Genomic DNA, 12,927 nt, shown 5'->3' on the forward strand with positions numbered 1-12,927 from the left:
CATGGCGATTACCGCTGCTCTCGTGAAGGAACTCCGCGACTCCACCGGCGCGGGCATGATGGACGCCAAGAAGGCGCTGACCGAAACCGACGGCGACATGGGCGCCGCCGTGGACTGGCTGCGCACCAAGGGTCTGGCCAAGGCCGCCAAGAAATCCGGCCGCACCGCCGCCGAGGGCCTGGTGGCCGTAACTGTCGCGGGCGGCAAGGGCGTGGCCGTGGAGGTGAACGCCGAAACCGATTTCGTCGCCAAGAACGCCGAATTCCAGGACATGGTCGCCGGCATCACCAAGGCCGCGATGGGTGTCGGCAACGTCGAGGCGCTGCTCGAGGCCGACATGGGTGACAAGTCCGTGTCCGGGACCGTGACCGACAAGATCGCCACCATCGGCGAAAACATGTCCGTGCGCCGCATGGCCGCGGTCGAGGGCGACACGGTGGTGTCCTACATCCACAATGCCGTGACCGAGGGCATGGGAAAGATCGGCGTGCTTGTCGCCATCAATGGCGGTGACGAGGCCTTTGCCAAACAGGTTGCCATGCACATCGCCGCCGCCAACCCGTCGGCGCTGGACGAGGCTTCGCTCGACGCCGAGATCGTCGAGAAGGAGCGCAAGATCCAGATCGACATCGCCCGCGAAAGCGGCAAGCCCGAGCAGGTGATCGAAAAGATGATCGAGGGCCGCATGAAGAAATTCATGGCCGAGAACACCCTGCTGGGTCAGGCCTTCGTCGTGAACCCGGACCTCACGGTCGCGGCTGCCGCGCAGGAGGCCGGCGCCGAGGTTATCGGCTTCGTGCGCCTGGAAGTGGGCGAGGGGATCGAGAAAGAGGAAGAGGACTTCGCCGCCGAGGTGGCCAAGGCCGCCCAGGGCTGAGACCCGGCAAGATTCTAACGTCGGAAGCGGCCATCCCCCGGGGTGGCCGTTTTTTTGATGGAACAAGGGTTGTGGATCGCTCTCAACTCTTAACAAGGTCGCGGCCCCGCGTCGGGAACACGCGGGGCCGCTGTGACCCGCCGCGACGGAACTGCAATGCTGGGGCATCGCGGCGGGCCTATGCGCCGATCGACCCGGGCCTAGCCCGGGCCGACCAGAAAACCGGGAACCCGGTCTGCGGACGGCTTGCCTTGAAATCGCAAGGGGTCCGACCCGCTGTTCCCTGGCCCAAGGCCACCACTCACGGAACTCTGACAATCTGCCACTAACCTGACGTTAATCCGAGTGAGGGAATCCTTACCAGCAGCGGTGTCAGGCCGGCAGGCTGTCGGGCTCCAGCACGAACATCTGGTTGTGAAACGACGCCTTGAGTACGGCCTGTGCTGTCGTTTCCACACCCAGCGCCTCGCGTGCCAGGCGCAAGTGTTTCTCGACCGTGGCGGAGGTTAGGCCCAGGATCGTGGCGATGTCCTGGGTTGTCTTGCCGTCCCCAACCCATTCGAGAACCTCGCGCTGGCGCTTGGTCAGGCTGCGCGTGGCATGAGGCAGGGTCAGCATCTTGAGGTAGACCACATTGCTCATGACCTGGAGGCTTTCGCCGTGCTCATCCCAGATGGCATCGACATCGTCCTGGCCCAGACCCGGTCGCGCCGTGAGCGCTGCCGCGCCCTTGGTGCGCCGACTGACCGCGCGGAAACTGATCGTGTAGCCGGCGGTCACGCCCATGGCGCGGTTGAAGTCTGTCACACGCTGTTCGGCGGGCGTCATGTTCGCCGGATCGGCGATCCAGGACCAGCTGCAGGCCCCGTCGTTGGCCAGCGCCCAGCGGGCCATCGGGGAATCGTGGATGTAGCCGTCACCGAGGAAGCGGTCAGTGTAGGCGTTACAGTGATTGGTCAGCACCACCCAGTCCTGCGGATCACCCAGAGAAACCCCGCTGCGGTAGCGCGTGAAGCCGTAGAGCAGCCGATCGAAACCCATTTCTGCCATGCGCGTCGTGTGCAGACTCCAGAGCGTTTCGATGGTCGGTGCGTTCGTGAGTGCGTCGAGATGATTGACTAGAGACTTCATGACCCGGTCGGTAACCTAATTACTTTGTGATCCCAATAAAATCGCGCATTATTGTGCAGGCGTTTCGGCGTGGCCATGCGCATACTCCGTAATTTTTACATAATACTTATTATGCGATTTATAATCACGACCACTCAGTCCTTCACCACCAGCCCCGAAGGCGTGCCCGAAAGGTTCTCGTACCCTGTCCCATTGATCAGGATCGGCTCCGTGGTTTCCAGCCCGCCATCGTCGAGCCAGATCGCGGGCATGAAATGAAAGGTCATCCCCGGTTCGAGGATGGTCCGGTCGCCCGCGCGGAAGGACATCGTGCGCTCGCCCCAGTCCGGCGGATAGGACAAGCCGATGGGATAGCCGCAGCGACTATCCTTGATAAACCCGTGCTTGCCCAGCGTGACGTTGAAGACATTCGCCACGTCCTCGCAGCGGTTGCCGGGTTTCGCCTGTTCCAGCGCGGCCGCCGTGGCCTCCTCGATCGCGGCCTGTGCGTCCAGGTATTTCTGCGGCGGCCTGCCCAGGAACAGCGTGCGCGACTGCGGACAGTGATAGCGCCGGTGGCAGCCCGCGATCTCGAAAAAGGTGGATTCGCCGGTCCGCAGCGGAGTATCGTCCCAGGTCAGATGCGCCGCCGTGGCATCCAGCCCCGAGGGCGCCATGGGCACGATGGCCGGGTAATCCCCGAAGTGGCCGCCTACCCCGGTGATCCCCGTGTGATAGATCTCGGCCACCAGGTGGTTCTTGGGCATGCCCGGTTCGGCCAGTTCGACGATGCGTTCGTGCATCGCCGTGACGATGTCAGCGGCGCGGCGCATGTAGACGATCTCGGTCTCGGACTTCACGGCGCGCTGCCAGTTCACGATGCCGGTGGCATCACCGAATTGCGCCTTCGGGCAACACCTTAGAAGTTCGCTGTAAGCTTTTGCACTGAAATAATAATTGTCCATCTCGACACCGATGTGCAGATCGCCCCAGCCATAGGCGTCGATCAGGCGGGCCAGGTCCACCATCGGATGCTTGTCGGGGTTCATCACATAGCTGTCGTCGTAGCCGTGGATGTCGTCCTCTTCCATGAAGACGGTCCGCATGGCCCCGGTGGCGTCGATCGCCCGGCCCCACCAGACCGGGTCCTGGTCCATGGGCAGCAGCACCGCCTGGTGGACATAGAACGACCATCCGTCATAACCCGAGATCCAGGCCATGTTCGACGGGTCCGACAGGATCAGCAGGTCGAAACCGGCCGCCTCCATCGCGGCGCGGGTCTTCTCGATGCGGTCATAGTATTCATTGTCGGGAAAGGACGGGCTTGTGCGGCTGCTCGGCATTTCGGACTCCTGCTGGTTCCGGTCCAGCCTCGCCCCATAACGCCGCGATTTCCAGCCGAAAAACGGCGTGCCGGGGTCAGCCCGCGTCCTCGGCCGCCATGGCGGGCAGGATCACCGTGAAGGTCGACCCCTGCCCCAGTTCACTTGTCACGCGCAGCCGCCCCCGGTGGCGGTTGACGATATGCTTGACGATGGCGAGCCCCAGCCCGGTGCCGCCCACCTCGCGCGAGCGGTGGCTGTCCACCCGGTAGAAACGTTCGGTCAGCCGCGCGATGTGATGCACCGGGATGCCCTCGCCCTCGTCGGCAACCGACAGGCGCAGACCAGTCTGGCGCAGGCTCGTCTCGTGGGCGGGTTCGGACAGCGCAAGGGTGATCGTGCCCTCGGTGCAGCCGTACTTGATCGCGTTCTCGACCAGATTGTTGACCACCTGCGCCAGCTGTGCGGCATCACCCGGAACGCGCACCCGATGTTCGGGCGGCTGCCACTCGATGCGCATTCCGCGGTCGGTGGCGAGCGGGGTCAGCGACTCGAGCGCCCCTTCCACCACACCGGCCAGGTCGACGGCGGCGCGGGGACGGTTGCGCTCCTGGTCCTCGACGCGGCTGAGTGACAGCAAGTCCTCGACCAGACGGTGCATCCGACCGGCCTCTTTTTCCATGATGTCGAGAAACCGGTCCCGGGCCGCGGTATCCTCGCGCGCGGGGCCGCGCAGGGTTTCAATGAACCCCAGCAGCGCCGTCAGCGGCGTGCGCAACTCGTGGCTGACATTGGCGATGAAGTCGCGCCGCATCTGGCCGGCCTCCTCGACCGCGGTGACATCCTGATAGGTCAGGACCACGGCCCGCCCCGTGGGAAGAACCACCCCGGTCAGGGTCACGTCCCAGGTGGTGTCGCGGGCGCCGTCGCTGCCCAGAAAGCGCGCCTTGCGATGGCCACCGTCGCGGAGGCAAGCCTCGATGGTGTCCAGAAGGCCCGGCTGGCGCAGCGCCGTGATGTAGTGCCAGCCGGCGCAGTCCATCCCGATGAGGGTCTGGGCGTGCCCGTTGATCCGGCGCACACGCTCGTCGGCACCGATGACCATGGCGGGCACCGGCAGAGCATCGAGCAGGGCAAGTTCGCTGTCATCAGCCATGACGACCTGCTGGCCCATCTGCCCGGCAAGATCAAGATGCCCCGGTGCCGGCGTGGCCATGTCATCCGGTTGTTGTGTCCGGGCGTATTTAACTTGAGGTTGAACCTGAAACAGGAACCGGGGGACTTCGTTTGACACCTGATCACACCTCGCGCACCGAAACCGTGGATTGCGATGGTATGATCGTTCTGGTTGTCGTCGGCATGACGGCTCTGCGACAGTCCTATGACGGTGGCCTTTCCGGGGTGCAATTCACCGAGGCCGCGGGGCTGGCTGGCCTGCTGGCCGAGGGCGTTTCGCCGACGCTGGTGCTCTCGCCGTTGGCGGGCCCGGGCTTTGATGCCGTGACCATCGCGCAGACGCTGCAAGCCGCCGGCTATCGCGGTGTCTATTATGCCACCACGCGGCCCCTGCCCGACCCGGACATGGTCAAGCGCGAGGTGGCGCGGGTCGCGCCCGATGTGATTTTCGACCTGCTGCTGCCGCAGGATATGGCCCGGCTCATGCGGTCTGCGCGCGGCTGATCGCCTCGGAGAATTCGGAAATCAGCAGGTCCGGCTCTTCCAGCCCCACCGAGACACGGAAGAACCCTTCGGAAATCCCCAGCGCCGCACGGCCCTCGGACGTCAGTGCCCGGTGCGAGGACGAGGCCGGATGGCTGAGCGTGGTGCCCACGTCGCCCAGGGTCGGGGCGAAGGCGATGTCCGGGGCGGCGCGGGTCAGCGCATTGGCCGCCGCGCGCCCGCCGGCCACCTCGAAGGACAGCATGTTGCCGGGCCGGTCGCCCAGCACCGCCTGCGCGCGGTTGTGGTCCGGATGGTCCGGGCGGCCGGGGTACAGCACGCGGGTGACGCCCGGCATCCCGGCCAGCGCCTCGGCCAGGTGCGTCGCCGTCGCCTCGGCCCGGTCATAGCGCAACTCAAAGGACTGCATCCCGCGTTCGGCCAACCAGCAATCGAACGGGCTTGGCGTGAACCCCCAGGTGACATTGGCGGTATAGAGCTTGTCGTTCAGCGCCGGGTCGCGGGCCACGGCATAGCCCAGCGTCGCGTCGGAATGACCCGCCAGCAACTTGGTGACGGAATGCACGACGATATCCGCGCCGTGATCGAAGGGCCGATAGCCGCGCGGCGTGGTAAAGGTATTGTCCACCACCAGCAGAACGCCGCGGTCCTGCGCCAGTTTCGCGATCCCTGCCATGTCGGCAATGCGGATCGTGGGGTTCGAGACCACCTCGACCAGGATCATTTTCGTTTCGGGGCGCAGGGCCGCCTCGATCCGGGCGGCGTCGGTTGGGTCGGCCAGCGTGGTCGCGATGCCCAGCCGCGGCAGGTCTTCGGTCATCAGGCGCAGCGACCGGCCATAGAGCTGATCGCCGCCGACCACATGGTCCCCGGCCTGCAGCAGCCCGAGGAAGACATTGCCGATCGCCCCCATGCCCGAACCCGAGACGATACCGCCACTGGCCCCCTCCAGCCGGTCGATCTTCTGCGCCAGCACGGTGGCGTTGGGGTGCCCTTCGCGGGCGTAGGTATAGCCCGAGCCCCGCGCGTACTGGCGATCCAGCGCGTCCGGGTCTGGCGAGGCATAGACAACCGACGGCTGCAACGGCGTGACGACGGGCCGCGAGGTGCTTTCGGGCCAGGGCGTGCGGCGCACGATGGAGTCGGACATGCTCAGACCTCCGTCAGACCGGCGCGGAACCGCGCGGCCTTGTCCTGATAATGCAGGGCCGAGGCGGTCAGCGCCTCGATGGCGGCCGCATCGAGGGTCCGGACCACCTTGGCCGGCGCGCCCATGACAAGCGCGCCGTCTGGGATCTCCTTGCCTTCCGTCACCAGTGCCCCGGCGCCGATCAGGCAGTTGTGGCCGATCACGGCGCCGTTGAGCACGGTCGCCCCCATGCCCACCAGCGAATTGTTCCCGATGGTACAGCCATGCAGCATGGCCTTGTGCCCGATGGTGCAATTCGTCCCGATGGTCAGCGGATAGCCCATGTCGGTATGCAACACGCAGTTTTCCTGCAGGTTGCTGCCCGCGCCCACCACGATGGGTTCATTGTCGCCCCGGATGGTGGTGCCGAACCAGACCGAGGCGCGCGCGCCCAGCACGACCTGCCCGATGAGATGACAACCCGGCGCGACCCAGGCGGTCTCGTCCATTTCGGGGGTTTTTCCGTCCAGTGCATAGAGACTCATGACATGTCCTCGAATTCGCGGTGCAGGTCACGGACATGGCCGACAAGGTCGGGCTGCTGTTCGCGGCGCAGGCGCTCGGCGCTGACGATGGTCTTGAGCCGCGTCTCGGTGCGGTCCAGATCGTCGTTGATCAGAACGTAGTCGTAGGCGTCCCAGTGGGAAATCTCGTCCCAGCTTTTCTGCATGCGCTTGGCGATGGTCTCGGCGTCGTCCTGGCCACGGCTGCGCAGGCGCTTGGCCAGTTCGGCAATCGAGGGCGGCAGAAGGAAGATCGACAGGACGTTGTCCTTGAGCGGCGAATTGCGGATCTGTTGTGCGCCCTGCCAGTCGATATCGAAAAGGACGTCGCAGCCCTGCTCGATGGCCTCGCGCACCGGCGGCAAGGGCGAGCCGTAGTGGTTGCCGAAGACATGGGCATGTTCGAGCATCTCGCCCTCGGCGACCATGCGCTTGAATTCGGCCTCGGACCGGAAATGGTATTCGCGGCCGTCCACCTCGGACGGGCGCGGTTCCCGCGTCGTGGCCGAGACGGAAAAGCGGATGGTGTCGTCCCAGGCGCGCAGCCGGTTCGACAGCGTCGATTTTCCCGCGCCCGAGGGCGAGGACAGGATGATCAGAAGGCCGCGTCTGGGCATGGCTGCGCCTCGTTCGGGGTGGTCTCGCGCCGCCGGCCCCGGCGCTGGCGGTTGCCTGCGCACCTAACGGCAAAGACGGGTCAAGGGCAAGTCCGGTCACGGGGCCGCGTGCTTGCCGCGTTAACCCTGCTGGATTTTGGATCAGGAAAATTGGGTGAAAAGCCCCTATAAATGTCGCCGACACAGGCAGGAGGACAGGGCGATGCCATGGCGCGGAAACAGGGGGGCGGCAAAACGACGGCCCGTCCGAACAGTGCTATCGCGGTGACAAACCTGACCGCCCTGATCGACCTGGAGTCCTATTGGCGCGGTCTGGCCCCCGCCGGCGGCGTGCCCCGCCGCGCCGATCTCGATCCCGTCTGCATGGGGGATGTGATCGAGGATGCGCTGATTCTCGAACCGGTCGTGCCGGGGGTGGCCCGTATCCGCGTGGCAGGCCGGCGCATCATGGCGCTGATCGGATCCGAGCCACGCGGGAGGCCGCTCTCAGCGCTTTTCGTACCCGCGGACCGCGGCCGGCTGGCCACCCAGACCGAGGTGGCCTTCCGGATGCCCTCGGTGGTGGAACTGGCGCTGCGGGCACCGCGCGCACCGGGCCGTCCGGCCCTTTCGGGGCGGTTGCTGTTGCTGCCGCTGAGCGACGATTTTGGCGCCGTCACCCGCTGCCTCTGCGCGCTGGTGGCCGATGGCCGCCCGGGGCGCAGCCCGCGCCCGTTTCCCCTCTGCGCCGATCAGCGCATCCGCCACGACCCGTTGGACCGGGCCCCGATAGATCCGCCGCGCCCGCGCCGGGCCGCAGGTGGCCCGGCGCTGCGGCTGGTGGTCGATAACGCATGAAAAACGGCCTCAGCCGGTGGCGACACTGCCCACCGACTGGCGCCGCGCCGACAGCTCTTCGGCCACGAGGAAGGCCAGTTCCAGCGATTGCGAGGCATTGAGCCGCGGGTCGCAGGCGGTGTGATAGCGATCCGAGAGGTCTTCCTCGGTGACGGCGCGGACGCCGCCGGTGCATTCGGTCACATCGTCGCCGGTCATCTCGAAATGCACGCCGCCGGGGATCGAGCCCTCGGCATTGTGGACGGCGAAAAATTCGCGCACCTCGCGCAGGACACTTTCGAAGGGCCGGGTCTTGTAGCCGGTCGAGGACTTGATGGTGTTGCCGTGCATCGGGTCGCAGGTCCAGACCACGTTGGCCCCCTCTTCCTGCACCGCGCGGACCAGCCGCGGCAGGTGTTCGCCCACCGCGCCCGCGCCGAAGCGGGTGATCAGCGTCAGGCGGCCTGCCTCGTTGGTCGGGTTCAGCTTGGCCATGAGCGCCTTGAGGTGGCCCACGGTCATGCTCGGCCCGCATTTCAGGCCGATGGGGTTCTGGACCCCGCGCAGGAATTCGACATGGGCGCCGTCGGGCTGGCGCGTGCGGTCGCCGATCCAGAGGAAATGCCCCGATCCGGCCAGCCACTGGCCCGAGGTGCTGTCGAGCCGCGTCAGCGCCTCTTCGTATTCCAGAAGCAGCGCCTCGTGGCTGGTGTAGAAATCCACCGTCGCCAGTTCGTGGTTGTTGTCACCGTTAAGACCGGCGGCATTCATGAAGTCCAGCGCGTCACCGATGCGAGACGCCAGTTCCCGGTATTTCTGCGCCTCTGCGCCATCGGTGAACCCCAGCGTCCATTGGTGGACACGGTGAACATCTGCAAAGCCGCCCGTCGAGAAGGCGCGTAGCAGGTTCAGCGTGCCCGCCGCCTGGGTATAGGCGCGCAGCATCTTGCCCGGGTCGGGGATGCGGGCGGCCTCGGTGAAGTCCAGCTCGTTGATGATATCGCCGCGGTAGCTGGGCAATTCCTGCCCGTCGATGGTTTCCGTGGGCGCCGAGCGCGGCTTGGCGAACTGCCCGGCCATGCGCCCCATCTTTACCGTGGGCACCTTGGCGCCATAGGTCAGCACCATGGCCATCTGCAGCATCACCTTGAAGGTGTCGCGGATGTGGTCGGCGTCGAAGTCGGCAAAGCTCTCGGCGCAGTCGCCGCCCTGCAGCAGGAAGGCCTCGCCGCGCGAGACCGCGGCCAGTTCCGATTTCAGACGCCGCGCCTCGCCGGCGAAGACCAGCGGCGGATAGGAGGACAGCCGGCCCTCGACCTCGGCCAGGGCCGCGTCGTCAGTATAGTCCGGCATCTGCACCCGCGGCTTGTTGCGCCAGTCGGATTTGGTCCATTCCGCCATTGTTTTCGCTCCGGATCGGGCCCCCGCCCGCGCGGGCGGTCGGGGGCGTTTGACGATGTCGGGGGCTTATAGCGGTCCCGGCGCACGGGGCCAATGGCATTTTCCCCGCATTTTCGTGACGATCGGCGCGGCACCGTCAGGCTTGCCTCTTGATCGGGGGGCGCAAAGGTGGTCATGTCGTGCGTCAAATTGGCAAGGGTAGGCTGATGGACCGCAAGCAGACGATCAACGTGAAAACCGAAGGTGAGGCCCCCAGGCGCTTCGTTTTCCTACTTCTGGAAAACTTTACCCTTCTGTCCTTCGCGGCCGCCGTGGATTGCCTGCGCATCGCCAATCTGATGGCCGGCCGCGAACTTTACACCTGGGCGCTGGCCGGCGACGGCAGCGAGACGGTGAACTCGGCCGGCGGGGTCAGCTTCAACCTGGACATGGACCTCGAAGACCTGCGCCGCGATGACCACCTGCTGGTCTGCGGCGGGCGCGACGTGCAGTCGGCCACCACCAAGCGCGTCGTCAGCTGGCTGCGCCGCGAGGCCCGGCGCGGGATCGTCATCGGCGGGCTGTGCACCGCCGCGCATACCCTGGCGCGGGCCGGGCTGCTGGACGACAAGCGCGCCACCATCCACTGGGAAAACCAGGACGGCTTTGCCGAGGATTTTCCCGACGTGAACCTGACCAAGTCGGTCTACGTCAAGGACGGCAACCGCTGGACTACCGCCGGGGGGACCTCGTCCATCGACCTGATGCTGCAGGTCATCGCCGACCAATATGGCGAGGATCTGGCCAGTTCAGTGGCGGATCAACAGATCTATTCCGCGATCCGCACCGACCAGGACACGCAGCGGCTGTCGATCCCCACCCGGATCGGCGTGCGCCACCCCAAGCTGAGCCGCGTGATCCAGATGATGGAACAGAACATCGAGGAACCGATCAGCCCGGCCCTGCTGGCCAAGGAGGTGGGCATGTCCACCCGGCAGCTGGAGCGGCTGTTCCGGCGCTACCTCAACCGCAGCCCAAAACGCTATTACATGGAGTTGCGCCTGCAAAAGGCGCGCAACCTGCTGATGCAGACGGACATGAGCGTGATCAACGTGGCGCTGGCCTGCGGCTTCGCCTCGCCGTCGCATTTTTCCAAGTGCTACCGGTCGCACTACAACACCACGCCCTACCGCGAACGCGGGGCGCATGCCGGCCGGCTGTCGATCTGAGGCTGGCCGCCCCCCTGCCCTCGGATCGGCTTTTCTTTTCGCGAATCGGTGCCTAATCTCGGGCGCGGACAACCACTGTTCCAACTGGGAGAAAGAACATGAAAAAGCTGCTTATGGCCGTCTCGGCCAGTGCCCTCGTCGCCGGCGGCGCCCATGCCGAGGGGCATGGCGACACCGTCAAGCTGGGGATTATCTTCGGCTTTACCGGGCCGATCGAATCCCTGACCCCGCAAATGGCCAGCGCTGCCGAACTCGCGATGTCCGAGATCAATGACGCCGGCGGCGTACTGGACGGCATGATGCTGGAGCCGGTGCGCGCCGACAGCACCTGCATCGACAACGGCGCGGCCACCGCTGCCGCCGAACGTCTTGTCACCGGTGACGGCGTGACGGCGATCGTGGGCGCGGACTGTTCCGGCGTGACCGGCGCGGTTCTGGCCAACGTGGCGGTGCCCAACGGCGTGCCAATGATCTCGCCCTCGGCCACCTCGCCGGGTCTGTCGACGGCCGAGGACAACGGGCTGTTCTTCCGCACCGCGCCCTCGGACGCGCGCCAGGGCGAAGTGCTGGCCAACATCCTGGCCGACAAGGGCATTGACGAGGTCGCCGTGACCTTCACCAACAATGACTACGGAAAGGGGCTGTCCAACAGCTTCGTCTCCAGCTTCGAGGAAGACGGCGGCACCGTTACGATCACGGCCGCCCACGAGGACGGCAAGGCCGACTATTCGTCCGAGGTCGCCTCGTTGGCCTCGGCCGGTGGCGAGGTTCTGATGGTGCTGGGCTATGCCGACCAAGGCGGCCCGGGCGTGATCCGCAGCGCGCTCGACAGCGGTGCCTTCGACACCTTCATGATGGGCGACGGCATGTTCGCCGACAGCCTGGTCGAGTCCCTCGGCAACGACATGGAAGGCTCCTTCGGGGCGGTGCCCTGGTCCGAGGGCGCAGGCGCCGAGGCCTTCACCGAGATCACCGAGGCCGCCGGCATCAACGGCGACAGCTCCTTCACCCGCGAAAGCTATGACGCCGCGGCGCTGCTGGCCCTGGCCATGCAGGCCGGCGAGTCGGCCGACAGCGCCACCATCGCCGAGAACGTGATGTCGGTGGCCAATGCGCCCGGCGAGGAGATCCTGCCCGGGGAACTGGGCCGCGCGCTGGAAATCTTGGCCGAGGGCGGCGAGGTCGATTATGTCGGTGCCACCAACGTCGAGCTGATCGGCCCCGGCGAGGCTGCGGGCACCTACCGCGAGTACACCATCACCGATGGCGACTACGAAACCGTGCAGTTCCGCTGAGATCGGCACGCGAGGGACAGCGGCGGCGCGGGGGCGACCCCCGCGCCGTTCGCCAAAAGCAAGACGGGCGCAACGGCCCGCACAACAGGGACACCGGGGGACAGCGGCAATGATCAGGGTCGAGAACGTCGTCAAGACCTTCGGCGGGTTCCATGCCGTGGACGGCGCCACGCTGGAGATCGCGCAGGGCACGATCACCGGCCTGATCGGCCCCAACGGCGCCGGAAAGACCACGCTTTTCAACGTCATCGCCGGCGTTCTGCCCCCGACCTCGGGCCGCGTGACCATGCTGGGCGAGGACATCACCGGCCTGCCGCCGCATGACCTGTTTCACAAGGGGCTGCTGCGCACCTTTCAGATCGCGCATGAGTTCCATTCCATGACCTGCCGCGAGAACCTGATGATGGTCCCCTCGGGCCAATCGGGCGAGACGCTCTGGAACACCTGGTTCGGGCGCCGCCGGATCGCCGAGGAGGAGCGCGCCCTGCGCGCCAAGGCCGACGAGGTGCTGGAGTTCCTGACCATCGAACACCTGGCCGACCACCCCGCCGGGGCCGTCTCGGGCGGGCAGAAGAAACTGCTGGAACTGGGCCGGACCATGATGGTGGACGCGCGCATCGTCTTTCTCGACGAGGTCGGCGCGGGGGTGAACCGCACCCTGCTTTACACCATTTCCGACACCATCAAGCGCCTCAACGAGGAGCGCGGCTATACCTTCGTCGTCATCGAGCACGACATGGATTTCATCGAACGGCTGTGCGACCCGGTCATCTGCATGGCCGCCGGCAAGGTGCTGGCCGAGGGCACGCTGGCCGAGATCAAGGCCAACGAGCAGGTGGTCGAGGCCTACCTGGGCACCGGCCTCAAGAACAAGGAGAAGCTGGGCGCATGAGGGCTTTGACGCTGGAT

General features: G+C 66.1%; 13 protein-coding genes. 6 read left to right on the forward strand and 7 right to left on the reverse strand.

Annotation, left to right across the window (positions count from 1 at the left end; genetic code table 11):
* Position 1 precedes the first annotated feature (1 nt).
* Complete coding sequence (tsf, locus tag ACH107_RS03125; protein ID WP_412504606.1) at positions 2-877, forward strand: translation elongation factor Ts; 876 nt, start codon at positions 2-4, stop codon at positions 875-877.
* Positions 878-1,249: 372 nt separating this feature from the next.
* On the opposite strand, the gene ACH107_RS03130 is transcribed toward tsf, so the two are convergent.
* The 3 genes from ACH107_RS03130 to ACH107_RS03140 all read right to left on the reverse strand — a co-directional run bounded on the left by ACH107_RS03130 (position 1,250) and on the right by ACH107_RS03140 (position 4,465).
* On the reverse strand, positions 1,250-2,008 hold the full coding sequence (locus ACH107_RS03130) for a LuxR family transcriptional regulator (RefSeq protein ID WP_412504607.1): 759 nt from the start codon (positions 2,006-2,008) through the stop codon (positions 1,250-1,252).
* A gap of 134 nt (positions 2,009-2,142) precedes the next feature.
* Entirely contained in the window at positions 2,143-3,330 is a 1,188-nt protein-coding gene (locus tag ACH107_RS03135) for a M24 family metallopeptidase (RefSeq protein WP_412504608.1), read from the reverse strand.
* 76 nt (positions 3,331-3,406) lie between these two features.
* Positions 3,407-4,465 carry a sensor histidine kinase gene (locus tag ACH107_RS03140; RefSeq protein ID WP_412504623.1) on the reverse strand — a complete coding sequence of 353 codons (1,059 nt, stop codon included), beginning with the start codon at positions 4,463-4,465 and terminating at the stop codon, positions 3,407-3,409.
* Positions 4,466-4,596: 131 nt separating this feature from the next.
* Here ACH107_RS03140 and ACH107_RS03145 point away from each other — a divergent pair, with 131 nt between their 5' ends.
* Complete coding sequence (locus tag ACH107_RS03145) at positions 4,597-4,989, forward strand: hypothetical protein (protein ID WP_412504609.1); 393 nt, start codon at positions 4,597-4,599, stop codon at positions 4,987-4,989.
* Here ACH107_RS03145 and ACH107_RS03150 read toward each other — a convergent pair.
* From ACH107_RS03150 to gmk, 3 genes are read right to left on the reverse strand one after another with little or no spacing between them, the layout of a single operon-like run.
* On the reverse strand, positions 4,967-6,139 hold the full coding sequence (locus tag ACH107_RS03150) for a trans-sulfuration enzyme family protein (RefSeq protein WP_310692075.1): 1,173 nt from the start codon (positions 6,137-6,139) through the stop codon (positions 4,967-4,969). The genes ACH107_RS03145 and ACH107_RS03150 overlap by 23 nt on opposite strands.
* Before the next feature lie 2 nt (positions 6,140-6,141).
* The gene (locus ACH107_RS03155) at positions 6,142-6,663 is read right to left on the reverse strand and encodes a gamma carbonic anhydrase family protein (RefSeq protein ID WP_310692074.1); all 522 of its coding nucleotides are present in this window, start codon (positions 6,661-6,663) and stop codon (positions 6,142-6,144) included.
* A complete protein-coding gene (gene gmk / locus ACH107_RS03160) occupies positions 6,660-7,298 on the reverse strand; it encodes a guanylate kinase (RefSeq protein ID WP_310692073.1) in 639 nt (212 codons plus the stop codon). The genes ACH107_RS03155 and gmk overlap by 4 nt, the downstream gene beginning before the upstream one ends.
* Before the next feature lie 207 nt (positions 7,299-7,505).
* Here gmk and ACH107_RS03165 point away from each other — a divergent pair, with 207 nt between their 5' ends.
* Positions 7,506-8,135 (forward strand): PAS domain-containing protein, encoded by a 630-nt coding sequence (locus tag ACH107_RS03165; protein ID WP_412504610.1) that lies wholly within the window; start codon positions 7,506-7,508, stop codon positions 8,133-8,135.
* A 9-nt stretch (positions 8,136-8,144) separates the two neighbouring features.
* Here the strand turns inward: ACH107_RS03165 and ACH107_RS03170 are convergent, their stop codons facing one another.
* Positions 8,145-9,515 (reverse strand): class II 3-deoxy-7-phosphoheptulonate synthase, encoded by a 1,371-nt coding sequence (locus ACH107_RS03170; RefSeq protein WP_412504611.1) that lies wholly within the window; start codon positions 9,513-9,515, stop codon positions 8,145-8,147.
* Positions 9,516-9,721: 206 nt separating this feature from the next.
* Here ACH107_RS03170 and ACH107_RS03175 point away from each other — a divergent pair, with 206 nt between their 5' ends.
* From ACH107_RS03175 to ACH107_RS03185, 3 genes are all read left to right on the forward strand, one after another.
* On the forward strand, positions 9,722-10,723 hold the full coding sequence (locus tag ACH107_RS03175; protein WP_412504612.1) for a GlxA family transcriptional regulator: 1,002 nt from the start codon (positions 9,722-9,724) through the stop codon (positions 10,721-10,723).
* A gap of 98 nt (positions 10,724-10,821) precedes the next feature.
* Positions 10,822-12,018 carry an ABC transporter substrate-binding protein gene (locus ACH107_RS03180; RefSeq protein WP_310691125.1) on the forward strand — a complete coding sequence of 399 codons (1,197 nt, stop codon included), beginning with the start codon at positions 10,822-10,824 and terminating at the stop codon, positions 12,016-12,018.
* A 109-nt stretch (positions 12,019-12,127) separates the two neighbouring features.
* Entirely contained in the window at positions 12,128-12,910 is a 783-nt protein-coding gene (locus tag ACH107_RS03185; protein ID WP_412504613.1) for an ABC transporter ATP-binding protein, read from the forward strand.
* Positions 12,911-12,927 lie beyond the last annotated feature (17 nt).

The organism is Roseovarius halophilus (ex Wu et al. 2025) (assembly GCF_047086965.1).

What these genes read in the sequence shown, in the direction of transcription:
- tsf (WP_412504606.1), top strand. Translation starts at nt 2, where the DNA reads ATGGCGATTACCGCTGCTCTCGTGAAGGAACTCCGCGACTCCACCGGC.
- ACH107_RS03130 (WP_412504607.1), bottom strand. Translation starts at nt 2,008, where the DNA reads ATGAAGTCTCTAGTCAATCATCTCGACGCACTCACGAACGCACCGACC.
- ACH107_RS03135 (WP_412504608.1), bottom strand. Translation starts at nt 3,330, where the DNA reads ATGCCGAGCAGCCGCACAAGCCCGTCCTTTCCCGACAATGAATACTAT.
- ACH107_RS03140 (WP_412504623.1), bottom strand. Translation starts at nt 4,465, where the DNA reads ATGGCTGATGACAGCGAACTTGCCCTGCTCGATGCTCTGCCGGTGCCC.
- ACH107_RS03150 (WP_310692075.1), bottom strand. Translation starts at nt 6,139, where the DNA reads ATGTCCGACTCCATCGTGCGCCGCACGCCCTGGCCCGAAAGCACCTCG.
- ACH107_RS03155 (WP_310692074.1), bottom strand. Translation starts at nt 6,663, where the DNA reads ATGAGTCTCTATGCACTGGACGGAAAAACCCCCGAAATGGACGAGACC.
- gmk (WP_310692073.1), bottom strand. Translation starts at nt 7,298, where the DNA reads ATGCCCAGACGCGGCCTTCTGATCATCCTGTCCTCGCCCTCGGGCGCG.
- ACH107_RS03165 (WP_412504610.1), top strand. Translation starts at nt 7,506, where the DNA reads ATGGCGCGGAAACAGGGGGGCGGCAAAACGACGGCCCGTCCGAACAGT.
- ACH107_RS03170 (WP_412504611.1), bottom strand. Translation starts at nt 9,515, where the DNA reads ATGGCGGAATGGACCAAATCCGACTGGCGCAACAAGCCGCGGGTGCAG.
- ACH107_RS03175 (WP_412504612.1), top strand. Translation starts at nt 9,722, where the DNA reads ATGGACCGCAAGCAGACGATCAACGTGAAAACCGAAGGTGAGGCCCCC.
- ACH107_RS03180 (WP_310691125.1), top strand. Translation starts at nt 10,822, where the DNA reads ATGAAAAAGCTGCTTATGGCCGTCTCGGCCAGTGCCCTCGTCGCCGGC.
- ACH107_RS03185 (WP_412504613.1), top strand. Translation starts at nt 12,128, where the DNA reads ATGATCAGGGTCGAGAACGTCGTCAAGACCTTCGGCGGGTTCCATGCC.